This is a genomic window from Variovorax atrisoli 110B (assembly GCF_000382045.1).
Classification (GTDB): Bacteria; Pseudomonadota; Gammaproteobacteria; order Burkholderiales; family Burkholderiaceae_C; genus Variovorax; species Variovorax atrisoli.
On the sequence record NZ_KB907451.1, the window covers coordinates 125,224 to 147,036 of the forward strand.

Sequence of the window (21,813 nt, forward strand, 5' to 3'; positions counted from 1 at the left end):
CGGCTTCGTGGCGCTTGCCGGTTGCCTTTACTGGCCGGCGATGATGTTCGCGATCACGCCCGTGGCGATGGCCGCGAGCACGAAGTCGCCGCCCACGCCCACCCACTGATAGCCGCGGGGCGGCTGCTGCAGCCTGTAGGCGCGCCAGTCCTGCACCACATAGTTGCGGCCGCGGTATTCCGGCGGCACGCGGCCGCCGCGACGCCAGTCGGCATGCGGCTGCGGGAAGCCGCGGCGGTCGAACTGGCGGCCATCGCGGAAGTCCTGGTTGCCGCGGTAGTGGTCGCCGTGCGGGCCGCGGCGATCGAAATTGCGGTCGCGCTGCTCGTAGCGGCCGTCGCCGGGGCGGCCATGGTTGTCGAAGCGGCGGTCCTGCGCAAAGGCGCTTCCCGCGGCCATGCACATCGCGAGTGCCGCGGCTCCCACGGCCATGATCTTCGAGTTGGTTTTCATCGGAACTCCTTCATGCGTTGATGACGAGTTCATTGTGTGCCGCGCATGTGTCCGCTTCGGACCGTTCAGGTCGCGGTCAGGTGAAATCAGGTAAGCGCTGGTATCCGCGCGGCGCCTTGTCCTTCATGCCGCCGGGGCATAGCGGTTGACCACCATGCCGCACTCGTAGGCCGTCGAGCCCAGCAGCCTCAGCCTGTGGCCCTTGTGCGTGTCGTGGAACACAGAGCGCCCCGCGCCCACGGCCGTGGGGTTCACGAAGAACTGGAACTCGTCGACCAGGCCGGCCGCCACCAGCGCCGACGCGAAGCCCACGCCACCGATGGTGATGATGTCCTTGCCCGTCTCGCGCTTCAGCGCGTTCACCTCGTCCGCCATGCCGCCCCGCGCGATGACGGTGCGCTCCCATCGCGAGGACTCGAGCTTGTCGGTGAGCACGACCTTGCGCGCGTCGACGATCTTCTGCGCGAAGGCGTAGTGCGGATTCGCGGGAAATCTCTTGGCGGCACGGCCCCAGTGGTCGAGGTAGCCCTCCTGTGCGACGAGCCGGCTCAGCAGGATGGTGTCGATGCCGTCGAAGACGGCATTGAAGTCGCGCTTCAGCTTGTCGTCCCAGCCCCAGCGATCGCCCCAGCCCCAGAGCTGCCAGTCGAGGTTGCCATCCGCCGGCGACACGTGGCCGTCGACCGACATCTGCATTTGGAGAATGAGCTTTCTGGTCATGCGCACTCCTTTGGTTTCGTTGCCGGCAAGCTGGCGCTGCTCTCGGTGAGATACGAAGACTGCTTGCCAAATGCAAGCGGTTGCAGTGTCGATCAACCGATATCAAAATGCAAGCAGTTTTTAAAAGAGATCGGAAGAACCATGGCCTCCAGCGAAAAGTCGGCGTGCCCTATCAACCTCGCGCTCGAAGTCTTCGGCGACCGGTGGAGCCTGCTGATCGTTCGCGACATGATGTTCGCGGACAAGCGCCACTTCCGCGAGTTCCTGCAGTCGGAGGAAGGCATCTCCTCCAACATCCTCGCGGAGCGGCTGAACAAGCTGGTCGAGTACGGCGTGCTCTCGAAGGCCGATGACCCCAGCCACAAGCAGAAGGCCGTCTACAGCCTCACGCCGACGGGCATCGACCTGCTGCCGGTGGTCACGCAGATCGGCATCTGGGGCCGCAAGTACCGGCCTGTGACCAAGGAGAGCGCAGCGCCTTCGGTGGCCCTCGAAAAAGGCGGCGCCGCCCTGCAGAAGAAGATGCGGGCCGAGTTGGGCAAGGCGCATCTCGGCACGCACTAGAAAGCGAGACGCGGCGGCCGAGGGGCCGGCATGCGGCCCTGGCTGGCGGAGCGAAGACTCAGCCGCCGACCGTGTTGTGGGCCTGGTGCACGCGCGAGCCGCTGCCGTTCCTCGGATCGCGGTCCACCGGCGGCAGGTCGAGCTCGATCAATGCACCGTGCGCCTTTGCCAGGTCGAAGCTGCCCGTGGACTGCGGCCTGTCGGTGTGCAGCACGAGCGCATAGGGGCCTTCGCCGCGCGCCGCGAGGCGCTGGCCGAGCCTTCCGCCGCCGTTCTCTCGGGGCGAGGAGAGCACCAGCACGCTGCGTCCCAGCGCGATGACGGCCATGCGCACGTTGCTGCCGGGCACCGCCACGGGCTCGCCGACGTGGGTGTCGGCATCGTCGGCGATGCTGCTGCCGAGCAGGGCGCGGTAGCGCGCCAGCGTCGCGTCGAGGTCGGCGACAGCCACCGCCAGGCTCGCGACGCCCAGCACGCCGTTGGCATGCACGCGCACGTCGCCTTCCGGCACGCGCAAGGCGCGCGGCGTGAGGTCGCCGCACAGGAAGGGCAGGTCTGCAGAAAGCGGGCGTGCCGTCTGCCAGCGCAGGCGTTCGCCATCCGGCCGCACGCGGCCACCGTCGAGCGGGCCTTCGAGCACGAGCCCCCGCGCCTTCGCGTCGTCCACGGTGGCGGCGGTGTCGCGCGGCAGCAATGCGAAGTCGACGATGCCCTCTCCATGCTTGTGCAGCAGCTGCCACCAGCGCTCGCCGGGCGAGGGCTCGCGCCATGCGATCAGCTCCAGGTAGCTGCCGTCGGCGAACACCACCAGTGCGTTGTGCGTGGCGCGGCCCGGATGGTCGCCGCCGCGCAGCACATGGAATCCGAGCGCGCCGTAGTCGGCGATGGTGCGTTCGAGGTCGTGAACCGCGATGACGATGTGGTCGAGCCTGAGTGCCATGAATGCGTTCTCCGTGAATGTTCCGAGTTCAGGATGCAGTGCGCGCCGCGCCATCGCCGCCAAGATAGGCGTCGCGGATGCGCGCATCGGCCAGCAGCTCGCGCGCCGGGCCCGACAGCACGATGCGCCCCGTCTGCAGCACGTAGCCGTGGTGCGCGATCTGCAGCGCGAGGCTCGCGTTCTGCTCGACCATGAACACCGACACGCCCTGCGCGTTGATGCGCGCGATGAGCTCCAGCACCTTGTCGACGTAAAGCGGCGACAGGCCCATGGTCGGCTCGTCCATGCAGATGAGCTGCGGCCGGCCCATGAGCGCGCGCGCCATCGCCACCATCTGCTGCTCGCCGCCCGAGAGCGTGCCGGCCTGGAACTCGATACGCTCGGCCACGCGCGGAAACAGCTCCAGCATGCGCTCGAGGTCTTCGGCCACGGCCTTGCGGTCGCTGCGCGCATAGGCGCCCATCAGCAGGTTCTCGCGCACCGTCATCGCGGGAAACAGGCGGCGCGCCTCGGGCACCGAGCCGATGCCCCTGCGCACGATCTGCGGCGTGCTCAGCCCGAGCGTCGATTCGCCGTTGAAGAGCACCTCGCCCGAACGCGGCTTGAGCAGCCCGAGCACGATCTTCATCGTGGTCGACTTGCCGCTGGCGTTGCCGCCGAGCAGGCTGACGATCTGGCCCCTGCGCACCTCGATGTCGAGATCGAAGTGCGCCTGCACGGGACCGTAGAAGCTGTTGATCTTGCGCAGCTGCAGCAGCGGCTGTTGCTGCTGTTGTGGCTGCCGTTCATCGGAGGCAGGCGCAGTGCTGCGTTCGGGCAGCTCCCCCTCTCCCCTGCCCTCTCCCCAGAGGGGCGCGGGAGCGAGGCCGGTGCGGGCGGCGGTGGCGATCATGCGGGCACCGCCTCTTTCTCTTCGTGCGGCACATCCGCCGAACCCACCTGGCGATGGCCGAGATACGCCTCGATCACCGCCGGGTCATGGCGCACCTCGCCGGGCAGCCCTTCGGCGATCTTGCGGCCGTCGTCGAGCACGGCCACGCGGTCCGACAGCTGCATCACCAGGTCGAGCTTGTGCTCGATCAGCAGGATCGCCTGGCCGCGCGCCTTCAGGCCGCGGATGATCTCCAGCATCTCGGCCGTCTCGCTCTCGTTCATGCCGGCAGTGGGCTCGTCCAGCAGCAGCAGGCGCGGCTTCAGCGCGAGCGCGCGGGCGATCTCCACGCGGCGGCGGTTGGCGTACGAGAGGCTGTAGGCCGGGTGGTCGATGCGCGGCGCGAGGCGCTGGCCGAAGAGCGCGATGATTTCTCGCGCCTCCTCGCGCAGCGCCTCTTCCTCGCGGCGCACCGCGCCGGGCTGCACCAGCGCGAGCGCCAGCTCGGCGATGGCGCCCAGCCCGGGCACGCCGCCCAGGCGGGGGTTCACGGCGCGCAGCCGCGTGTGGGCGCCGACCAGCACGTTGTCGAGCACCGAGAGATTCGCGAACACGCGCCCATGCTGGAAGGTGCGCGCGAGCCCGCGCTGCGCGAGCTGCTGCGCAGGCAGGCCGGTGATGTCGCTCCCGTCGAACAGCACCTGTCCTTCGTCGGGCCTGTCGAGGCCGGTGACGAGGTTGAACAGCGTGGTCTTGCCCGCACCGTTCGGCCCGATCACGCTCAGCAGCTCGCCCTCGCCCACGTGCAGGTCGACCGCGTTGACGGCCGTGAGCCCGCCGAAGCGGCGCACGAGGCCGCGTATCTCAAGCAGCGACGGCATCGTCCTCTGTCCGCGACGCGTTGGCAGCCCCGGCCTTCGAGTCGACCAGCTTCACCTCCGCGCGGATGGTCTGCGGATTGCGCAGCAGGTTGAGGATGGGGCAGTTGCGCTCCACCGCCTCGAACAGCGCGTCGATCTCCTCGCGGCTCGCGGGCGAGTCGATGTGCACCGTGTAGCCGATCTCGTGCGGCCAGATGGGCGTCTTCTCATGCCCCGGCTTGCCGCCGCGCGGATCGATGATGCCCGTGACCTCCACCTCGAGGCTCTCTAGCGGAACCTGTCGCTCGGCCGCCTGGATCAGGAAGATGTGCGTGACGCAGGTGCCCAGCACGCCCAGCTGCAGCTCGGGGGAGCTGGGCCCGAGGTCGTAGCCCGCGAAATCCGGCGGGCTGTCGCTGATGACCTGGTGCTCGCGGATGCGCAGCCTGCGCACGCCGCTGCGGCCTTCGGCGCGCACGTTGGCCTTCAGCTGCACGGGCTTCGCAGCGCCCGCTTCGACGGCGGCGTTGCGCGCCAGCACCGCGGCGCGCTTCTCGGCGAGGTATTCGTTGAGGTGGCTCATGGTCTTCTATCTCTCGGTGATGGATGCACAACGGACATCGGGTTCGGGATCGATCCTTCGGGGGACAACGCGGAGCAGGCTCAGCCGAGCCGCAGGTATCGACCCCGGACGGGGGTTGGCGAAGCGACAAAGAGTGCGCGAAGCCTGGGGGGAAACTCATACCGTGCCCAACAACCCCTGCGGCCGGAACCGGATCAACAGTAGCAGCGCCACCCCGTAGATCAGCATCCGGTACTCCGCCGTCACGCGGAACAGCTCCGGCAGGCTCACGAGCGCGACCGCGCCCAGCAGCGCGCCGCTGATGTTCCCGAGACCGCCGAGGATCACCATCGTCAGTGCGAGGATCGAGATCTGCGAGCCGAAGGTCTCATGGTTGATGTACGAGTACATGTGCGCGGTGAAGGCGCCGCTCACGCCGGCCGCGAAGCCGCCGAAGCCGAAGGCCAGCGCCTTGTAGCGGTCGGGGCTCACGCCGTAGGCGCGCGCGGCCACCTCGTCCTCGCGCACCGCGCGGAAGGTGCGGCCCAGGTGCGAGCGCAGAAGGCGCCACTGCAGCAGCGATAGCAGCACCATCGCGCCGAACGAAGCCCAGTAGAGCGCCTCGTTCGACGACGCGTCGCGCCCGAACAGCGACAGCGGCGGAATGCCCGACACGCCGATGGGCCCGTGCGTGAGGCTTTCCCAGTTGAGGATGGTGAGCGCCACGATCTCGCCGATGCCCAGCGTGGCGATCGACACGTAGTGGCCGCGCAGCCTGAAGGCCGGGAAGATCAGCGCGGTGCCGATCAGCGACGTGAGAAACCCCGCGAGCACGATGCCCGTGCCCACCGGCAGGCGAAGATCGAGCACCAGCAGCGACGACGCATAGGCCCCGATGGCCAGCAGCCCCGCGTGGCCCAGCGAGATCTGCCCGATGGTGCCCGCCACCAGCGTGAGGCTCAGCGCGAGCGCGCCGTAGAGCCATGCATTGGTGAGCGTCTGCAACAGGTAAGGCGACGGGTCGAACAGAGGCAGCGCCACCGCCGCTGCGAACAGCGCGAGCAGCAGGCTGCGCGGCACGTGCCACGGCTTGCTCGGCGCGATGAAGGTGCCCGTGAGCGGCTCGGGCGGCAATGCGCGCTTGCGCCCGAACAACCCGTTGGGCTTCCACAGCAGGATCACGAGCAGCAGCGCGAAGGCGAAGAGGTTGCGATACGGCGTGCCGAGGATCGCCACGCCATAGCTCTCGATCAGCCCCAGCAGCAGGCTGCCGGCGATGGCGCCCGGTACGTTGCCCACGCCGCCGACCACGGTGGCCACCACGCCCTTGAGCGTGGCCTGGAAGCTCATCGCGGGGCTGATGTTGTTGTAGTACATGCCCACCAGCAGGCCCGAGAGGCCGCCCAGCGCGGCGGCGATGGCGAACACGGTCTGGTTCACGCGATCGACGTCCACGCCCATCTGCTGCGCGGCATCGCGGTCCTGTGCGGTGGCGCGCACGGCCCAGCCCAGCTTCGTGAAACGCAGGAAGCCGAAGAGCACCGCCGCGCTCGCGAGGCCGATGCCGGCGATGAGGATGTCGAGCGCGCCGATGGTGCCGGTGCCGATCTGCAGCCGCCAGTCGGGCAGCTGCGTGGGCAGCGAGCGCGGGTCGGGGCTGAACACCAGCTGCACCAGGATGTCGAGCACGAAGCTGATGCCGATGGTGGCCAGCAGCGGCGCGATGCGCGCGGAGCCCTGCAGCGGCCGCAGGCCCACGCGCTCGATCAGCATGCCCAGCGCACCCGAGCCGATCACCACCAGCGCGATGGTCACGGGCAGCGGCGTGTGCAGCCAGGTGATCGACGCCCAGCCGATGTACGCGCCCACCGTGTACACCGAACCATGCGCGAAGTTGATGAGGTGCGAGACGCCGAAGATCAGCGCGAGCCCCACCGCCAGCAGCGCATAGATGTTGCCGATGATCAGGCCGTTGACGGTGTAGTCGAAGAAGGAGATGAAGCTCATGGCATGCCGGCTTTGCTCCCTCTCCCGCGTGCGGGAGAGGGTTGGGCTGAGGGTGCAGCGGCCGATGCGAGGGACTGCTGATTTGCGAAGGCCCCTGCCCTCACCCTGGACCTCTCCCGCAGGCGGGAGAGGGAACAACGCGGAAGACGGCTCACTTGGAAGCGGCCACCGCCGCTTTCTCGTCCAGCTGCGCCCACTTGCCATCCTTGACGACGAGATTGACGCTCTTCACGCCGATGATCCGCCTCGTCTGCGGATCGAAGCTGGCCTTGCCGAAGATCACGCTGGGCACGTCCTTGATCTTGTAGAACGCATCGCGCACCGCCTTGCGGTCGGCGCTGGGGCCGGCCTGGCGCAGCGCTGCGGCTGCGTACACCACCGCGTCGTAGGCGTAGGCGTTGAATGCGTCGGGCTCCTTGCCGTACTTCGCGCGGAAGCTCTTCACGAAGTCCTGCACCTCGGCGCGCGGCTCGTCGGGATAGAAGGCGGTGTTGGTGTAGATGCCGTTCACCGCCGCGCCCCCGAGCTCGATGAACTTCGGCGAATACACCGAGCCCACCGCGGCGATGGGCTGCTTCAGCCCCACGCTGCGCACCTGGCCTGCGATGAGCGCGCCGTCGGGGTAGTAGGAGATGAGCACCAGCCCGTCGGGGTTGGCATCGCGCACGCGCACCAGGGTCGAGCGGAAGTCCTTCTCGTCGGGCTGGTAGCCCTCGGCGATGGCGACCTGCGCGCCGCGCTCCTGGGCGGCCTTCACGAGCACGTCCTTGCTGGTGCGGCCCCAGTCGGTGTTGAGATACAGCACGGCGAGGCGCTTGAAGCCCAGCGTCTTCACCGCGAGCTCGGCCAGCAGGGGCTGCGCGTCGGCCTGGCTGATGGAGGGGCTCCAGATGTAGTCACCGCCCTTGGTGAAGTCGGGGTGCGAGTTGGTGAAGCCCAGCTGCACGAGGCCCGCACGCTGGTAGATCGGCGATGCGGCCATCGAGGCCGGGCTGGAGAAGTCGCCGAGCTCGATGAGCACGCGCTTGTCGTTCACCAGCTTCTGCGCGATGGCCACTGACTGGCGCGGGTCGCTCTGGCTGTCCTCGAAGTTGTAGGCCAGCGGACGGCCGTGGATGCCGCCCTGCGCGTTGATGTGCTCCAGCGCGAGGTCGAAGCCGGCCTTCCACTGCGCGCCGTACTGCGCGTTCTGCCCGGTGACGGGCCCGCTCACGCCGAACCACACCGGCTCGCCGGTGGCAGGCGCTGCCAGCGCGGCGAAAGGCGCAGCCAGCAGGGCCACGGAGAGTGCGGCCACATGACGCAGGAAACGGTGGCGGTTCAAGAGCAGCGGCATGGTGTCGTTCCGGTCCGGTGATGGAGTGAGAGGTGCAGGGAGCCAGTCATTCTTCGCCCGCGCTCCACGCCGTGGAACGAACAAAAACGGAGAGGCTTATGCGCTTTCCGAGCAAAGGGACAAGCCCTCGCCGGCCATCGCGCTGCGATTAAGCTGCGCGCCACATGAAGCGACGACACCTCCTCCATCTGCTGGCGGGCCTGCCTGCCGCGGGCCTGCTGGCAGCCTGCGGCAGGCGCAAGCCATCGGCCGCGGCACTGAAGCCCGGTGCGCACGTGCTGGCCCTGGGCGACAGCCTCACCTTCGGCTACGGCGCGCCGCCCGAGGCCTCATGGCCCATGAAGCTGGGCGAGCTCACGGGCTGGCAGGTGGAGAACGCAGGCGTCAACGGCGACACCTCCGCAGGCGCGCTGCAGCGCCTGCCCGGGCTGCTGAGCGGCGCGAGCTACGACGCGATCCTGATCGGCATCGGCGGCAACGACATGCTGCGCGGCGTGTCGGCCGCGTCCACGCGCGACAACCTCGTGGAACTCGTCACCCAGGCGCGCGCGCACACGCCCTACGTGGCCGTGCTGGCGACACCCGCGCCCGACGCGATGCGCGCAGCGGTGGGCTCCCTGAGCGATGCGCCGTTCTACGAGGAGGTGGCGAAGTCGCAGCAGGCGCTGCTTGTCGCGAACGTGTACTCGAGCGTGCTCTCCGACTCGTCGCTGCGGTCCGACCGCATCCATGCGAACGCGCGGGGCTACGAGAAGGTCGCGCAGCTCCTGGCGGAGCAGTTCAAGTCCGCCGGCTGGTGTTGAGCAGGTCGACGTAGGCGCCCTGCACCAGCTGGTCGGCACCCACGCCGAGCCGCGCCATGAGCGCATGCGCCTCGGCGATGCCGGCTTCGGCCGGCTCGCCCTCCGCCAGCACCACTTCGAGCTCGAGGAACTCGCCGAGCCCTTCCACGCGATCGAGGTGGATGCGCGTGCGGCCCGCGAGGAAGAGCCGGCGCTGCTTGCGCACGCGGCCCGCCTGCCCCCACGCGAGCGTGAGCGATTCGCGCAACACGTCGGGCGTGGCGCAGGGCGTGATCAGGTAGAACGATTCCTTCGGGCCGGTGCTGTCCGCGCGGCGGTAGAAGATCAGCTCCGCGCGGTCGGGTGCGAAGGTTCGCAGCTTGAGGCGATCCGAGCTGTCGATGCAGCGGAAGAAGGTGTCGTCCTGCGCGATCTCGACGGGGCCCTTGTCGGCCAGTGTCGTGGCGATGGCTGCGACACGTTCGATGCTGTCGATGCAGGCTTTGATCTCTACATTTCGTGCCATGTGATCCTTGGAGAGATGTTCCGGGATGCGTGCGAATGACACCGGGTACTCCCCTCCGCGAATGTCCCCCGCCTTCGGCTCCTCCTTTATTTCGCTGCGGGGAGTACCCGGTGCCATTCGCACACAATTGCTCTGCTTATGCCGGCCGCACGAGCGCTGCGTCCATCGATCACACCGTCGGCGTGATCGCGCCCCGAACAGCGGCGTTCGATATCAGGGCGCGCTGCCTTGCGGGCCCACGGACGGCGGTGCAGCACGTCCGCTCGATCCCGGCGAGAGCTTGCGCCCGAAGGCTTCGCCCACCCTGCGCACGGGCCGGCTGGCCTTTTCCGACACGTTGTTGACGCCGCGTCGCGTGGCAGAGTCGGCGCGGTCGATGCTGCGGCCGGCGGCATTGGTGCCGCGCTGCACGCTGCCCACCACCTTGCCGCCGCGCGAGGGCGACTTGAGCGTGTGTGCGCGCTGCGCCTTCGGCGGGTTGTCGGCACTCTGGGCCTGCGCGAGACCGGGCAGGCACAGCATGGCGGACATCGCCACAGCAAGCGACGCGTGGAGAGGGACGGAAAGTTTCATGGAGCCTCCTTGGTGTCTGTTTCTTCCGCTGCCACAGCGGCAGCGCGAGCCATGCGCTCGCTCTTCCAGTAGACGTCATCGCCGCCGTCCACGCGGTTGAGCACTCGCGCGAGCACGAAGAGCAGGTCGCTGAGCCGGTTGAGGTATTGCCGCAGCGCGTCGTTGAGCTGCTCGGCGGCGCCCAGCGCCACCACGGCGCGCTCGGCCCTGCGCGCAACGGTGCGGCACACATGCGCGAGCGAGGCCGCGCGCGTGCCTGCGGGCAGGATGAATTCGGCCAGGCGCGGCAGCGCGGCGTTGTGCTCGGCCAGTGCGTTGTCCAGCTGCAGCAGGGCCTCGGGCTTCAGCAGCGTGAAGCCCGGCATCGACAGCTCTCCACCGAGGTTGAAGAGCTGGTGCTGCACGTCGACCAGTAGCTCGTGGACGGGCTCCGGCATGGGCTCGCACAGCAGCACGCCGATGTGCGAGTTGAGTTCGTCTACGTCGCCCATCGCGTGCACGCGCAGGTTGTCCTTCGACACGCGCGTGTTGTCGCCGAGGCCGGTGGTGCCGTCGTCGCCGGTGCGGGTGGCGATCTGGGAAAGTCGGTTGCCCATGGGCGCTCCTGCTTCTTATTGCGCGACGGTCGATGCGTCGATCTTGCCCGCCAGCCATTGCAGCCCGGCGAGGTGCTGCTGGTCGTGGCTGCAGAGGTAGTGGATGAGACTGCGCATCGTGAGCGGGCCGTAGCCCTCGAACACGGCGGTGCGCGCGAGCTGCGCATCGTTCAGGCCGGAGATGATCTCCATCGTCTGCGCGCGCGCCGTGCGGAAATCGGCCAGCACCTGGGCCGCATCGGCCGCGCCGTAGTTGCGCTCGATGGCCAGCGGTTCGCTGTCGATGGAGGCGAGCGTCGGGTGGGCTTCGGTCAGCGTGCGGCGCAAGCGCACGTGGTAGCCCTCGATCTCGATGTCGCGCACGTGGCAGAGCTGCTCGATGGCGGTGAAAGCCTCGCTGGGCACGCCTTCCCACGAAGGCGGCGCCCAGTGCCTGAAGGCGAAGGGAATGGCCGCGTAGTGGGCCTCCAGCTGCGAGGGAAAGGCCGCAAGGGCGTTGAGTGTGGTGGGGTTCATGTTTTTCCGAAGCGCATTATGGTGCTCGCTCCGTAGAATGGCCGATCCCCCTCACCCGCCAGGAGACGCCCGATGAATGCCCCGACCCAAACCTCGCACCTGCTGCCGGAGCTTCATCTGCGCGAAGTGCCCGAGAGCCTGATCGAGGCGCTGAAGGCGCGCTTCGGCGCCAACTGCTCCACGGCGATGGCGGTGCGCACGCAGCACGGCCGCGACGAGTCTTCCTTCGACGCGCCGCCGCCCTCCGCGGTGGTGTTCGCCGAGAGCACGCAGGATGTTGCAGACGCGGTGAAGCTCGCAAGCGAGCACAGCGTGCCGGTCATCCCCTTCGGCGTGGGCTCCTCGCTCGAAGGTCACCTGCTGGCGGTGCAAGGCGGCATCAGCATCGACGTGTCGCGCATGAACAAGGTGCTGTCCGTCAATGCCGACGACCTCACGGTGACGGTGCAGCCCGGCGTCACGCGCAAGCAGCTCAACGAAGAGATCAAGAGCACGGGCCTGTTCTTCCCCATCGACCCGGGCGCCGACGCCTCCATCGGCGGCATGACGGCCACGCGCGCGAGCGGCACGAACGCGGTGCGCTACGGCACGATGCGCGAGAACGTGCTGGCGCTCGAGGTGGTGACGGCGGCGGGCGACATCATTCGCACCGGCACGCGCGCGAAGAAGTCGTCGGCCGGCTACGACCTCACGCGCCTCATGGTGGGCAGCGAGGGCACGCTGGGCGTGGTCACCGAGATCACGCTGCGCATCTACCCGCTGCCCGAGGCCGTGTCCGCCGCGATCTGTTCCTTCCCGAGCATCGAGGCCGCGGTGCGCACCACCATCGAGACCATCCAGCTCGGCGTGCCGATCGCACGCGTGGAACTGATCGACGTGAACACGGTGCGCATGGTGAACGCCTACGCCAAGCTGAACCTGCGCGAGGAACCGATGCTGCTGATGGAGTTCCACGGCTCGCCGGCCGGCGTGAAGGAGCAGGCCGAGACGGTGCAGGAAATCGCGAGCGGCCACGGCGGCAATGCCTTCGAGTGGGCCAGCACGCCGGAAGAACGCACGCGCCTGTGGACGGCGCGGCACAACAGCTACTTCGCGGCGGTGCAGTCGCGTCCCGGCTGCCGCGTGATCTCCACCGACACCTGCGTGCCTATCTCGCGCCTGGCCGACTGCCTGCTCGACTCGGTGGCCGAGGCCGATGCCAGCGGCATCCCCTACTTCCTCGTCGGCCACGTGGGCGACGGCAACTTCCACTTCGGCTACCTGCTCGACCCGAACCTCCCCGAGGAGCGCGTGAAGGCCGAGGAGCTGAACCATGCGCTGGTGAGCCGCGCGCTGGCGCTCGAAGGCACCTGCACCGGCGAGCACGGCGTGGGGCTGCACAAGATGGAGTTCCTGGTGAACGAGGCAGGCGCGGGCGCGATCGACATGATGCGCACGATCAAGCGGGCGCTCGATCCGAAGAACATCATGAATCCGGGGAAGATCTTCAGCCTCTGATCCGGAGGCGTCCAACGAACAAAAGCCCGGCGGCTCGCGAGAGCCCCGGGCTTTTTGCCGTGTGGTGACCGGCAGATCAGTTGGTGCGGCGGCGCGCCGGGGGAGCCTTCTCCGCCGGCACGTAGGTCTGCGATGGTGCAGCGCCGCCATCCACGCCCAGCCGGCCGCCGCCGCCGAGGCCCTGGCCGCGCACGGTCTGCGCCTTGTAGTTGCGCAGCGAGCGGACCATCTGGTTGAAGGCGTCCATGAAGGCCGCGGCAATGACCTTGCCCTGTGCCGTGTTGGTGTAGCCGCCGAGGCCGCCGCCCGCGCTGCGGCCGGCCAGCGCACCGAAGGCGCCGAAGTCGGTCTTGGAGGCGCTGCCTTCGGAGGCCGCGACCTGCACGCCCGAGCGGTTGTCGATCAGCGTCAGCAGCGCGCTGGCTTCCTTGGTCTGCATGTTGCCGCCGATGGCTGCGAGCGCACGGCCACGGCCGCCGCCCACCAGCCCGCCGAGCGCGCCGCCGATGCCGCCGGCATCGCTGTTGCTGAACACGATCTCGGGCGACAGGCCGTAATCGGAGGCGACCATCTGGCCGCGGCCGAAGTTGCTGCCGCCGCGCATCTCGCCCGACTGCTGCAGCGCGCGTTCGCGCGTCATCGCGTTCATGCCGGCGGCGCCGCGCTCGACCACGATGAAGCAGTTCGATTGCTGCACCAGCAGGCGCAGCAGGTTGGCGGTGGGAGGCAGGCGGTATTCGCCGGTGAGGATGGTGTACCAGCCCGCGCTCTGGTTCTCGATCAGCGAGACGGTGCCGAGCGGCGACTCGCAGCGTTCGAGCTGGCTGCTGGCGTTGTCGGTGGCACTGCCTGCGGCACTGCCGGTGGCCATGGTCTTGGCCGACTGGCTGCCCATCTGCATGTCGGTCGCGGCGCAACCGGTGAGAAGAATTGCGCCAGCGGCGATGGCCGCCAGCGGGAACCTGGTGAGTTGCATGGTGGACTACTCCCTCTGTTGTTCAGAGAACTGGGGTTGGAAAAACCAGCGGTCGAGGATACGCGCAAAGGATTGCAGGAATCAATCAAACGAATGCCGGAGCCCCGATTCGCAACACTAGGCCGTTCGGCGGATGCGTTCGATCAATCCGTTGAGCGCCTCGATGGAGCCGAAGTGGATCGCGAGCTCGCCGCTTTCCTCGACGCGGCCACCGCGCTTGGTGCGCTTCTTGATGCGGACCTCGACCTCGGCGGTGAGCAGGTCGGCCAGTTCTTCTTCCACGCGCAGCAGGTCGCGCGACTTCTCGCCGTCGTTGCTGCGGCGCGAAGGCGTGAGCGTGAACTCGGCCGCGAGCTTCTTCACCAGCGACTCGGCCTCGCGCACCGACATCTTCTTGGCCGCGATCTGGTTGGCGGCCGTGATCTGCGTGCCCCGGTCGAGCGACAGCAGCGCACGGGCGTGGCCCATGTCGATGTCTCCGGCCATCAGCATCTGCTGCGCGGGCTCGGCCAGGTTCAGCAGGCGCAGCAGGTTGCTGGCCGCGCTGCGCGAGCGGCCCACGGCCTGGGCCGCCTGCTCGTGAGTGAGCCCAAACTCGGTCACCAGGCGTTGCAGGCCCTGGGCCTCTTCGAGCGGGTTGAGGTCCTCGCGCTGGATGTTCTCGATGAGCGACATCGCGGCGGCCGCCTCGTTCGGCACGTCGCGCACCAGCACCGGCACGCTGTCGAGGCCGGCGAGCTTCGCGGCACGGAAGCGCCGTTCGCCCGCGATGATTTCGTACTCGGCGTTCTTGGCTGCGGCCGATTCGGGATCGAGCCGCCGCACCAGGATCGGCTGCATGATGCCCTGCACCTTGATGCTCTCGGCCAGCTCGTAGAGCGCACCCTCGTCCATGCGCGTGCGCGGCTGGTAGACGCCGGCGACCATCTGGTCGAGCATCAGCGTGCTCGGGTTGCGCTGGGCGCCGCCCTCCTCCGAGCCGGCCGCGCCGCCATGGCCGCCGCTGTTGCCGCTGTCGGCGGAAGGAGCAGCCGCCGGCCCCAGCAGCGCTTCGAGGCCGCGGCCCAGTCCCTTGGGTTTCTTGGTCGCCATCAGTTCTTTTCTTTCGAGATTTCGTTCAGGAGTTTCCGACCCTCGGGCCAGTCGCCCAGGCCCGATTCGGCATTCAGGTGGCCGCGCGCGCCCGCGTCGACGAAGCGCGCACCCCAGTCGGCGGCGAGCTGTCGCGAGCGCGAGGCTTCGCAGTACGGGTCGTCATTGGCTGCGATCAGCACCGCCTGGAACGGCAGCGGCTTGCGCACGATGGGCGCCCAGCCCGGGATGAGCTGGCGCAGGCTGTCGCTCTCGACGTCGCCCGGCGCCACCAGCAGCGCGCCGCGGACCTTGTGCGTGTTGCGCGAATGCGCGGCCCAGGCGGCGACCAGGATGCAGCCGAGGCTGTGCGCCGCAAAGACCACCTGGCCGGGCGAGGCCAGCACTTCTTCCTCGAGCCGCGCGGACCAGTCGCCGCGCAGCGGACGCATCCACTCATGCTGCTCGACGCGATGGTCGCCATGGAGAGATTCCCAGCGTGTCTGCCAATGGCCGGGGCCGCTGTTCTGCCAGCCGGGCAGCAGCAGGATGCGTGGCTCTGTCATTTGCTACGAATTTAATAGCAGCTCGCTTGCGGGTCGCAAGAAGCCCTCAGGCGTTGTTCTCGCTGGTCGAGTCGGCGGCCGGCGAAGCGGCGGGTGCCAACACGTCCTCGGGGATGGGCAGGTCGGGCGTGATGCGCGAGACCGGCGCGATGGGCGGGGCAACCGCACCGGAGGCGAAGGCGCTCGCAGGCGGCATCTTCTCGACCAGCTCCTGCGCGAAGGCGATGAAGGCCTGGCTGCCGCGGGCGGCCGGATCGAACACGACGCCCGGCAGCCCGTAGCTCGGCGCCTCGGCCAGGCGCACGTTGCGCGGGATCACGGTATCGAACACCTTGTCGCCGAAGTGGGACTTGAGCTGCTCGCTCACCTGCTGCTGCAGCGTGATGCGCGGATCGAACATCACGCGCAGCAGGCCGATGATCTGCAGGTTCTTGTTGAGGTTGGCGTGAACCTGCTTGATGGTGTTGACCAGGTCGGTCAGGCCTTCGAGCGCGAAGTACTCACACTGCATGGGCACGATCACGCCGTGGGCGGCGCACAGGCCGTTCAGCGTCAGCAGGCTCAGGCTGGGCGGGCAGTCGATCAGGATGAAGTCGTACTCGGCACCGACGGCCGCGAGCGCAGTGCGTAGGCGCTTCTCGCGGCGGTCGAGCGCGACCATCTCGACTTCGGCGCCCGCCAGTTCGCGGTTGGCACCCAGCACGTCGTAGCCGCAGCCGCCCTCCACCAGCTTGTCGGCCTTGACCCGGGCCTCGGCCACCGAGGCCGATTCGAGCAGCACGTCGTACACCGTCAACTCCAGCTCGCGCTTGTCGATGCCCGAGCCCATGGTGGCGTTGCCCTGAGGGTCGAGGTCGATCATCAGCACGCGCTGGCCGACCTTCGCCAGGCCGGCGGCGAGATTGACGGTGGTGGTGGTCTTGCCGACGCCGCCCTTCTGGTTTGCGATGCAGAAAATCTTGGCCATGTGAGTACCGGGAGCGATCGATCAGCGCGAGATTGCGAGCTTGACGCCGAAGGCGACCAGGAAGGTGCCTGCGAGCTTTTCGAGCGTGGTGGAAATACGGGGATTCGCGCGGATGCGCTCGGCCAGGAAATGCGTGAGCAGCGTCGAGGTCAGGCCGTACAGGAAGGTCAGTGCGGCGATGGTCACGGCCATTGCGCCGAAGGTGATCAGGCCCTGATGCTGGGCCGGGTCCACGAACAGCGGGAAAAAGGCCATGTAGAAAACGATCGCCTTCGGGTTCAGCAGCGTGATGGTGAAGGCCTGGCGCATGAAGTGGCTGGGCTTGATATTGAGGATGGGGGCCGAGCCCGGCTTCGCCATCAGCATCTTGATGCCCATCCAGCCGAGGTAGGCGGCGCCCAGCCACTGCACGGCCTTGAACGCCGCCGGGTAGGCGGCCATGACGGCCGACACGCCGGCCACCGCTGCCCAGAGAAGGAACTGGTCGCCGACGATCACCCCCGCCGTCGCGGCGAGGCCGCCACGGATGCCGCCCTTGCTGGTCGAGGTGATCAGCGCCAGATTGCCCGGACCGGGAATCAGGAGGAAGAGGACGATGGCGGCGACGAATGCGCCGTAGTCAGCAATGCCGAACATGGGGTTGCCTCGAAAAAGCGAGCCAGGGAAGAGACCAGAGGGAGGCATCGAGTCTAAGCGAGCACACCGCCGCGAAGATCGTTCGGACACCGGCTTTTACCTGTGTCGCGCCCTCTTTTGTGAATCAGGTGCCGATCTAAGCGGCAACCTACGCGGCAACCTTGCGAGCCCAGACGATGCAGCGCTCCGCATCCAGGCCAGGAACCGTCAGTTGTTCCACGTGAAACACAGACACGCCCTCGGGCACGGCAGCCAGTTCATCGGTCGGCACCTTGCCCTTCATCGCGAGCCACACACCGCCTGGCGCAAGCAGGTTCATCGAGCCGTTGAAGAAATCCGGCAGGGATGCAAAGGCGCGCGAGCTGATGACTTCGTAGCTTCCCGCCAGCGATTCGACTCGAGCGTGCAGCCCACGAAGATTCGGCAGCTCCAGTTCGGCTGCAACCTGTTGAACGAATGCCGCCTTCTTGGCAACCGCATCAAGGCAGCTCACTTCCAGATCAGGCCGCATGATCGCGATCACCACGCCGGGCAGTCCACCGCCGGACCCGACGTCCAGCAGCTTGCCCTTCCCTGCCCACTCGCGCTGCAGTGGCGCAACAGCCGCCAGGCTGTCGAGCAGGTGGTGCGTGAGCACGCTGGCGGGATCACGCAACGCCGTCAGGTTGTAGACCTTGTTCCACTTGAGCATCAGCGTGCCGTAGGCCAGCAGCTGTTCTCCCTGGGCATCGGACAGCGCCACGCCCATGGTGGCTGCGCCAGCGCGCAGCGTATCGATCGGCGCCGTCATTCGGCGGCGGCTTCCGTGGCGGCAGCTTCGGTAGCGCCCGGGGTGAATGCCTTGTGACCGCCCTTGCGCAGATGGATCATCAGCAAGGAAATGGCTGCCGGCGTCACGCCCGAGATGCGCGAGGCAAGTCCCAGCGTCTCGGGACGGTGCTTGTTCAGCTTCTGCCGGACCTCGAAGCTCAGGGCCTTGACCTGGCTGTAGTCGAAATCCGCAGGCAGCTTCAGATTCTCGAAATGCGCCGCCCGCTCCACTTCGTCGTGCTGGCGCTCGATGTAGCCGGAGTACTTGGCCGAGATCTCGATCTGCTCGATCTCGGTTTCGCTCAGCGGAGCCTGGGCGCTGTACTTGCCGCCATCGAGCGTCATCAGCGTCTCGTAGCTCACATCGGGCCGGCGCAGTAGATCAGCCAGGTTGTATTCGTGGTCGATGGCCTTGCCCAGTACACGCTCCGATTCCGATGCCGGCAGATTGCGCGGGTTCACCCAGATCGACTTGAGCCGCTCTGTTTCACGTGAAACAGCATCGCGCTTGCGGCTGAAGGCATCCCAGCGTTCGTCGTCCACCAGGCCCAGCTTTCGCCCGATCTCGGTCAGGCGCATGTCGGCGTTGTCCTCGCGCAGCTGCAACCGGAACTCGGCGCGGCTGGTGAACATGCGGTACGGCTCGGTTACACCCTTGGTAATGAGGTCGTCGACCAGCACGCCCAGGTAGGCCTCGTCACGGCGCGGCAGCCAGGCATCTTCCCCGCGGCATTGCAGTGCGGCATTGATGCCGGCGAACAGCCCCTGGGCGGCCGCCTCTTCATACCCGGTCGTGCCGTTGATCTGCCCGGCGAAGAACAGGCCCTTGATCGAGCGCGTCTCGAAGCTGCTCTTGAGTTCACGCGGATCGAAGTAGTCGTATTCGATGGCGTAGCCGGGGCGCAGGATGTGCGCGTTCTCCAGGCCCGGCATCGAGCGCACCAGCTGGTACTGGATGTCGAAGGGCAGGCTGGTCGAGATCCCGTTCGGGTAGTACTCGTTGGTCGTCAGGCCTTCGGGTTCCAGGAAGATCTGGTGGCTTTCCTTGTCGGCGAAGCGGTTGATCTTGTCTTCCACGCTCGGGCAGTAGCGCGGGCCCACGCCGTCGATCTTGCCGGTGAACATCGGGCTGCGGTCGAAGCCCGAGCGGATGATCTCGTGCGTGCGCGCGTTGGTGTGCGTGATCCAGCAGGGCATCTGCTGCGGGTGCATGTCGGCGCGACCCATGAAGCTGAATACAGGCATCGGCCCTGCCCCGCCGGGCATGCCGTCGCCCGGCTGCTCGGTGCACTTCGAGAAATCGATGCTGCGACCGTCGAGCCGCGGCGGTGTACCGGTCTTGAGCCGGCCCTGCGGCAGCTTCAGTTCCTTGAGCCGCGCAGACAGGCTGACCGCCGGCGGATCGCCCGCGCGCCCCGCCTGGTAGTTGTCGAGTCCGACGTGGATGCGGCCATCGAGGAAAGTGCCCGCCGTCAGAACCACGGTCCGCGCACGAAAAGCGATGCCCACCTGCGTGACGGCGCCGACCACGCGATCGCCCTCCACCATCAGGTCGTCGACCGCCTGCTGGAACAGGCTCAGGTTCGGCTGGTTCTCGAGGCGGCGGCGGATGGCGGCCTTGTACAGGACGCGGTCCGCCTGGGCGCGGGTCGCGCGCACGGCCGGGCCCTTGCTCGAGTTGAGGATGCGGAACTGGATGCCGGCCTCGTCGGTCGCGATGGCCATCGCACCGCCGAGCGCGTCGACCTCCTTCACCAGGTGGCCCTTGCCGATGCCGCCGATCGACGGATTGCAGCTCATCTGCCCCAGCGTCTCGATGTTGTGGGAGAGCAGCAGCGTCTTGGCGCCCATGCGCGCGGCGGCGAGCGCGGCCTCGGTGCCGGCATGGCCACCGCCGACGACGATCACGTCGAATTCTTCGGGGTACAGCATTTGGAGTGGGAGCGCACAACTGACGCGTGCGCGGCGCAAAAGGGGCACCGATTTTAATCGGCCGCACCCTCTTGCGTCCCCTGTGTGGATAAGCTTGGAGAGCGACGCCTAAGGCCTGCCTCCATGACTGCCGCTGAATAGTTTGCTATTATTTTTATAGCAAACAAGCCAGTCAGGCCGCCGCTTCGTCCACCTGTCCCAGGGGCACGGGCTTTTCGATGCCCATCACCTCGCCGGTGGGCGAAGGCGGCATCGAGGGCTGCAGGCTCTCGTCCTGCAGTTCGCGCACGACGAGCTTCTTCCCCGTCATGCGCACGTCGCCGAAGATCGTGCAGAAGGCCACGTCCTTCGCATCGCGTCCGGTGCCCACGCGCACCAGCCGGTCGACCGGCGCCATGCGGGTCGGATCGAACAGCACCCACCGACCGCCGAGCCACGCCTCGAACACGGCATGGAAATCCTGCGGCGGCTCGTCGAACCACACGTAGCCGACCACCAGCCGCGCCGGAATGTTCAGCGCGCGGCAGAAGGTGATGCCCAGGTGCGCGAAGTCGCGGCATACGCCCGCGCGTTCCACGAACACTTCGCGTGCGGTCGTCGTCGAGTCGCTGCTGCCCGGCTCGTAGGTGATGCTGTCATGAATCCAGTCGACGATCGCCTGCACCCTGCCGATGCCGGGCGGCAGATCGCCGAAGAGCTGCTGGGCACAGCGCGACATCAGGTCCGACTCGCAATAGCGCGTCGGCATCATGTAGTGCAGCACCTCGTCGGGCACCTCGGTCACCGGCATCTCGGCCAGGTCGTTCGGCACCACCACGTGGGCGCGCCGCACGCTGGCCTTGTAGACGATCTTCAGAGGCCCCGGTTTCGCATCGAAACGGACGAAGCGGTTGCCGCTTCCCTCGTCGCAGAAAAGCCGCAAAGGCGTCGGCGGCTCCACGACCAGTTCCTCCCCGATCACGCTCTGCATGCCCGAACGCGCTGCCTCGATGTTCAGCAGCATGTGCGCAGGGGCGGCAACTTCGTAGTCGAGCTGCGCCTCGATGTGCGAGAGGTGCATCAGTCGATCGCTTTTTTAACCGCGCCCACGCCCAGCACGGCCAGCACCACGAACAGCAGAGCCAGCACCAGGAACAGGCCGAACAGCAGCTTGGCGATGCCGGCTGCACCCGCGGCGATACCGCCAAAGCCGAGCAGCGCGGCCACGAGCGAGATGACTGCAAAAATGATGGCGTACTTCAACATTCGTTTCTCCTTGCAGCAGGCCCTGCCTGCCGTGGAACGGAGCTTAGGAAACGCCGTCTTCAGGCCCGATAGTCGCCCTGCGCGTGAGGCCGTAGGACAAAAACGCGACGCCCCCAAACCCGCTAGCATCCGCTGCGGTTTACCCAAAAAATCCAACCAACCTCGACATTCACTGGAGTTCTCGAATGAAGCTGTACTACTCGCCCGGCGCCTGCTCGCTCTCCCCCCACATCGCGCTGCATGAAGCGGGCATCGCCGCCGAACCCGTGCTGGCCAGCACCAAGAGCCACAAGCTCCAGGACGGCACCGACTACTACGGCATCAACCCGCTGGGCTACGTGCCGATGCTCGAACTCGACGACGGCACCCGCCTGCGCGAAGGCCCCGCCATCCTCCAGTACATCGCCGACCTCGCTCCCACCAAGAACCTGGCGCCGGCCGCCGGCACCATGCAGCGCTACCGCCTGCAGGAATGGCTGACCTTCATCGGCACCGAAGTGCACAAGGGCTTCAGCCCGCTTTTCAACCCGAACATGCCCGAGGAAGCCAAGGCCATCTTCAAGGACAAGCTCAAGTCGCGCTTCCAGTGGCTCGACGGCGAACTCGCCAGCAAGGAATACCTGATGGGCGAACACTTCAGCGTGGCCGACGGCTACCTGTTCACCGTGACCAACTGGACCAAGCCGACCGGCGTGGACATCTCCGGCTTCCCCAACCTGCAGGCCTGGCATGCCCGCGTCGGCGCCCGCCCCGCCGTGCAGGAAGCGATGAAGGCCGAAGGTCTTCTGAAGTAAGCCGAAGCACGCA

25 protein-coding genes are annotated in these 21,813 nt (G+C 67.6%); 4 read left to right on the top strand and 21 right to left on the bottom strand.

Annotated elements, in window-relative coordinates; genetic code table 11:
- Positions 1-27: 27 nt before the first annotated feature.
- Positions 28-453, bottom strand: a complete 426-nt coding sequence (locus tag G369_RS0108625) for an RcnB family protein (protein WP_019653588.1) — start codon at positions 451-453, stop codon at positions 28-30.
- Positions 454-576: 123 nt separating this feature from the next.
- A complete protein-coding gene (locus G369_RS0108630) occupies positions 577-1,173 on the bottom strand; it encodes a dihydrofolate reductase family protein (protein WP_080647823.1) in 597 nt (198 codons plus the stop codon).
- A gap of 141 nt (positions 1,174-1,314) precedes the next feature.
- Here G369_RS0108630 and G369_RS35550 point away from each other — a divergent pair, with 141 nt between their 5' ends.
- Positions 1,315-1,737 (top strand): winged helix-turn-helix transcriptional regulator, encoded by a 423-nt coding sequence (locus G369_RS35550; protein WP_019653590.1) that lies wholly within the window; start codon positions 1,315-1,317, stop codon positions 1,735-1,737.
- A gap of 58 nt (positions 1,738-1,795) precedes the next feature.
- Here the strand turns inward: G369_RS35550 and G369_RS35555 are convergent, their stop codons facing one another.
- The 6 genes from G369_RS35555 to G369_RS0108665 all read right to left on the bottom strand — a co-directional run bounded on the left by G369_RS35555 (position 1,796) and on the right by G369_RS0108665 (position 8,313).
- Positions 1,796-2,677 (bottom strand): VOC family protein, encoded by an 882-nt coding sequence (locus G369_RS35555; protein WP_080647828.1) that lies wholly within the window; start codon positions 2,675-2,677, stop codon positions 1,796-1,798.
- Between the two features lie 28 nt (positions 2,678-2,705).
- On the bottom strand, positions 2,706-3,569 hold the full coding sequence (locus tag G369_RS0108645; RefSeq protein WP_019653592.1) for an ABC transporter ATP-binding protein: 864 nt from the start codon (positions 3,567-3,569) through the stop codon (positions 2,706-2,708).
- On the bottom strand, positions 3,566-4,429 hold the full coding sequence (locus tag G369_RS0108650; protein ID WP_019653593.1) for an ABC transporter ATP-binding protein: 864 nt from the start codon (positions 4,427-4,429) through the stop codon (positions 3,566-3,568). Before G369_RS0108650 ends, G369_RS0108645 begins: the two co-directional genes overlap by 4 nt.
- A complete protein-coding gene (locus G369_RS0108655; RefSeq protein ID WP_019653594.1) occupies positions 4,413-4,991 on the bottom strand; it encodes an OsmC family protein in 579 nt (192 codons plus the stop codon). The genes G369_RS0108650 and G369_RS0108655 overlap by 17 nt, the downstream gene beginning before the upstream one ends.
- Before the next feature lie 156 nt (positions 4,992-5,147).
- Positions 5,148-6,977: an ABC transporter permease gene (locus G369_RS0108660; RefSeq protein WP_019653595.1), complete on the bottom strand. Its 1,830-nt coding sequence runs from the start codon at positions 6,975-6,977 to the stop codon at positions 5,148-5,150.
- 151 nt (positions 6,978-7,128) lie between these two features.
- Positions 7,129-8,313 carry an ABC transporter substrate-binding protein gene (locus G369_RS0108665; protein WP_019653596.1) on the bottom strand — a complete coding sequence of 395 codons (1,185 nt, stop codon included), beginning with the start codon at positions 8,311-8,313 and terminating at the stop codon, positions 7,129-7,131.
- Positions 8,314-8,477: 164 nt separating this feature from the next.
- Between G369_RS0108665 and G369_RS0108670 the strand changes: the two genes are divergently transcribed.
- A complete protein-coding gene (locus G369_RS0108670) occupies positions 8,478-9,116 on the top strand; it encodes a GDSL-type esterase/lipase family protein (RefSeq protein WP_019653597.1) in 639 nt (212 codons plus the stop codon).
- Here G369_RS0108670 and G369_RS0108675 read toward each other — a convergent pair.
- The 4 genes from G369_RS0108675 to G369_RS0108690 all read right to left on the bottom strand — a co-directional run bounded on the left by G369_RS0108675 (position 9,094) and on the right by G369_RS0108690 (position 11,306).
- Positions 9,094-9,621 carry a class IV adenylate cyclase gene (locus G369_RS0108675; RefSeq protein WP_019653598.1) on the bottom strand — a complete coding sequence of 176 codons (528 nt, stop codon included), beginning with the start codon at positions 9,619-9,621 and terminating at the stop codon, positions 9,094-9,096. The two genes, G369_RS0108670 and G369_RS0108675, sit on opposite strands and share 23 nt — an antisense overlap.
- A gap of 213 nt (positions 9,622-9,834) precedes the next feature.
- Positions 9,835-10,194, bottom strand: coding sequence for a hypothetical protein (locus G369_RS0108680; RefSeq protein WP_026346282.1), 360 nt, complete (start codon positions 10,192-10,194; stop codon positions 9,835-9,837).
- Positions 10,191-10,790 carry a cob(I)yrinic acid a,c-diamide adenosyltransferase gene (locus G369_RS0108685; RefSeq protein ID WP_019653600.1) on the bottom strand — a complete coding sequence of 200 codons (600 nt, stop codon included), beginning with the start codon at positions 10,788-10,790 and terminating at the stop codon, positions 10,191-10,193. Before G369_RS0108685 ends, G369_RS0108680 begins: the two co-directional genes overlap by 4 nt.
- Before the next feature lie 15 nt (positions 10,791-10,805).
- Positions 10,806-11,306, bottom strand: a complete 501-nt coding sequence (locus tag G369_RS0108690) for a DinB family protein (RefSeq protein WP_019653601.1) — start codon at positions 11,304-11,306, stop codon at positions 10,806-10,808.
- A gap of 72 nt (positions 11,307-11,378) precedes the next feature.
- On the opposite strand from G369_RS0108690, the gene G369_RS0108695 reads away from it, so the two are divergent.
- Entirely contained in the window at positions 11,379-12,803 is a 1,425-nt protein-coding gene (locus G369_RS0108695; RefSeq protein ID WP_019653602.1) for an FAD-binding oxidoreductase, read from the top strand.
- A gap of 76 nt (positions 12,804-12,879) precedes the next feature.
- Here G369_RS0108695 and G369_RS0108700 read toward each other — a convergent pair whose 3' ends face one another.
- The 9 genes from G369_RS0108700 to G369_RS0108740 form a co-directional block, all read right to left on the bottom strand.
- The gene (locus G369_RS0108700) at positions 12,880-13,779 is read right to left on the bottom strand and encodes a CsgG/HfaB family protein (RefSeq protein WP_019653603.1); all 900 of its coding nucleotides are present in this window, start codon (positions 13,777-13,779) and stop codon (positions 12,880-12,882) included.
- 117 nt (positions 13,780-13,896) lie between these two features.
- Positions 13,897-14,871, bottom strand: a complete 975-nt coding sequence (locus tag G369_RS0108705) for a ParB/RepB/Spo0J family partition protein (RefSeq protein ID WP_019653604.1) — start codon at positions 14,869-14,871, stop codon at positions 13,897-13,899.
- On the bottom strand, positions 14,871-15,416 hold the full coding sequence (locus G369_RS0108710; protein WP_019653605.1) for an RBBP9/YdeN family alpha/beta hydrolase: 546 nt from the start codon (positions 15,414-15,416) through the stop codon (positions 14,871-14,873). Before G369_RS0108710 ends, G369_RS0108705 begins: the two co-directional genes overlap by 1 nt.
- A gap of 46 nt (positions 15,417-15,462) precedes the next feature.
- On the bottom strand, positions 15,463-16,383 hold the full coding sequence (locus G369_RS0108715) for a ParA family protein (protein ID WP_019653606.1): 921 nt from the start codon (positions 16,381-16,383) through the stop codon (positions 15,463-15,465).
- Positions 16,384-16,404: 21 nt separating this feature from the next.
- Positions 16,405-17,019, bottom strand: a complete 615-nt coding sequence (locus tag G369_RS0108720; protein ID WP_019653607.1) for a LysE family transporter — start codon at positions 17,017-17,019, stop codon at positions 16,405-16,407.
- Between the two features lie 148 nt (positions 17,020-17,167).
- The gene (rsmG, locus tag G369_RS0108725; protein ID WP_019653608.1) at positions 17,168-17,809 is read right to left on the bottom strand and encodes a 16S rRNA (guanine(527)-N(7))-methyltransferase RsmG; all 642 of its coding nucleotides are present in this window, start codon (positions 17,807-17,809) and stop codon (positions 17,168-17,170) included.
- Positions 17,806-19,761 carry a tRNA uridine-5-carboxymethylaminomethyl(34) synthesis enzyme MnmG gene (gene mnmG / locus G369_RS0108730; protein ID WP_019653609.1) on the bottom strand — a complete coding sequence of 652 codons (1,956 nt, stop codon included), beginning with the start codon at positions 19,759-19,761 and terminating at the stop codon, positions 17,806-17,808. Before mnmG ends, rsmG begins: the two co-directional genes overlap by 4 nt.
- Positions 19,762-19,933: 172 nt before the next feature.
- Positions 19,934-20,821, bottom strand: a complete 888-nt coding sequence (locus G369_RS0108735; RefSeq protein WP_019653610.1) for a transglutaminase-like domain-containing protein — start codon at positions 20,819-20,821, stop codon at positions 19,934-19,936.
- Positions 20,821-21,006, bottom strand: coding sequence for a DUF1328 family protein (locus G369_RS0108740; RefSeq protein ID WP_019653611.1), 186 nt, complete (start codon positions 21,004-21,006; stop codon positions 20,821-20,823). The genes G369_RS0108735 and G369_RS0108740 overlap by 1 nt, the downstream gene beginning before the upstream one ends.
- Positions 21,007-21,191: 185 nt before the next feature.
- Between G369_RS0108740 and gstA the strand changes: the two genes are divergently transcribed.
- A complete protein-coding gene (gstA, locus tag G369_RS0108745; protein WP_019653612.1) occupies positions 21,192-21,800 on the top strand; it encodes a glutathione transferase GstA in 609 nt (202 codons plus the stop codon).
- Positions 21,801-21,813: the final 13 nt, after the last annotated feature.

What these genes read in the sequence shown, in the direction of transcription:
- G369_RS0108625 (WP_019653588.1), bottom strand. Translation starts at nt 453, where the DNA reads ATGAAAACCAACTCGAAGATCATGGCCGTGGGAGCCGCGGCACTCGCG.
- G369_RS0108630 (WP_080647823.1), bottom strand. Translation starts at nt 1,173, where the DNA reads ATGACCAGAAAGCTCATTCTCCAAATGCAGATGTCGGTCGACGGCCAC.
- G369_RS35550 (WP_019653590.1), top strand. Translation starts at nt 1,315, where the DNA reads ATGGCCTCCAGCGAAAAGTCGGCGTGCCCTATCAACCTCGCGCTCGAA.
- G369_RS35555 (WP_080647828.1), bottom strand. Translation starts at nt 2,677, where the DNA reads ATGGCACTCAGGCTCGACCACATCGTCATCGCGGTTCACGACCTCGAA.
- G369_RS0108645 (WP_019653592.1), bottom strand. Translation starts at nt 3,569, where the DNA reads ATGATCGCCACCGCCGCCCGCACCGGCCTCGCTCCCGCGCCCCTCTGG.
- G369_RS0108650 (WP_019653593.1), bottom strand. Translation starts at nt 4,429, where the DNA reads ATGCCGTCGCTGCTTGAGATACGCGGCCTCGTGCGCCGCTTCGGCGGG.
- G369_RS0108655 (WP_019653594.1), bottom strand. Translation starts at nt 4,991, where the DNA reads ATGAGCCACCTCAACGAATACCTCGCCGAGAAGCGCGCCGCGGTGCTG.
- G369_RS0108660 (WP_019653595.1), bottom strand. Translation starts at nt 6,977, where the DNA reads ATGAGCTTCATCTCCTTCTTCGACTACACCGTCAACGGCCTGATCATC.
- G369_RS0108665 (WP_019653596.1), bottom strand. Translation starts at nt 8,313, where the DNA reads ATGCCGCTGCTCTTGAACCGCCACCGTTTCCTGCGTCATGTGGCCGCA.
- G369_RS0108670 (WP_019653597.1), top strand. Translation starts at nt 8,478, where the DNA reads ATGAAGCGACGACACCTCCTCCATCTGCTGGCGGGCCTGCCTGCCGCG.
- G369_RS0108675 (WP_019653598.1), bottom strand. Translation starts at nt 9,621, where the DNA reads ATGGCACGAAATGTAGAGATCAAAGCCTGCATCGACAGCATCGAACGT.
- G369_RS0108680 (WP_026346282.1), bottom strand. Translation starts at nt 10,194, where the DNA reads ATGAAACTTTCCGTCCCTCTCCACGCGTCGCTTGCTGTGGCGATGTCC.
- G369_RS0108685 (WP_019653600.1), bottom strand. Translation starts at nt 10,790, where the DNA reads ATGGGCAACCGACTTTCCCAGATCGCCACCCGCACCGGCGACGACGGC.
- G369_RS0108690 (WP_019653601.1), bottom strand. Translation starts at nt 11,306, where the DNA reads ATGAACCCCACCACACTCAACGCCCTTGCGGCCTTTCCCTCGCAGCTG.
- G369_RS0108695 (WP_019653602.1), top strand. Translation starts at nt 11,379, where the DNA reads ATGAATGCCCCGACCCAAACCTCGCACCTGCTGCCGGAGCTTCATCTG.
- G369_RS0108700 (WP_019653603.1), bottom strand. Translation starts at nt 13,779, where the DNA reads ATGCAACTCACCAGGTTCCCGCTGGCGGCCATCGCCGCTGGCGCAATT.
- G369_RS0108705 (WP_019653604.1), bottom strand. Translation starts at nt 14,871, where the DNA reads ATGGCGACCAAGAAACCCAAGGGACTGGGCCGCGGCCTCGAAGCGCTG.
- G369_RS0108710 (WP_019653605.1), bottom strand. Translation starts at nt 15,416, where the DNA reads ATGACAGAGCCACGCATCCTGCTGCTGCCCGGCTGGCAGAACAGCGGC.
- G369_RS0108715 (WP_019653606.1), bottom strand. Translation starts at nt 16,383, where the DNA reads ATGGCCAAGATTTTCTGCATCGCAAACCAGAAGGGCGGCGTCGGCAAG.
- G369_RS0108720 (WP_019653607.1), bottom strand. Translation starts at nt 17,019, where the DNA reads ATGTTCGGCATTGCTGACTACGGCGCATTCGTCGCCGCCATCGTCCTC.
- rsmG (WP_019653608.1), bottom strand. Translation starts at nt 17,809, where the DNA reads ATGACGGCGCCGATCGATACGCTGCGCGCTGGCGCAGCCACCATGGGC.
- mnmG (WP_019653609.1), bottom strand. Translation starts at nt 19,761, where the DNA reads ATGCTGTACCCCGAAGAATTCGACGTGATCGTCGTCGGCGGTGGCCAT.
- G369_RS0108735 (WP_019653610.1), bottom strand. Translation starts at nt 20,821, where the DNA reads ATGCACCTCTCGCACATCGAGGCGCAGCTCGACTACGAAGTTGCCGCC.
- G369_RS0108740 (WP_019653611.1), bottom strand. Translation starts at nt 21,006, where the DNA reads ATGTTGAAGTACGCCATCATTTTTGCAGTCATCTCGCTCGTGGCCGCG.
- gstA (WP_019653612.1), top strand. Translation starts at nt 21,192, where the DNA reads ATGAAGCTGTACTACTCGCCCGGCGCCTGCTCGCTCTCCCCCCACATC.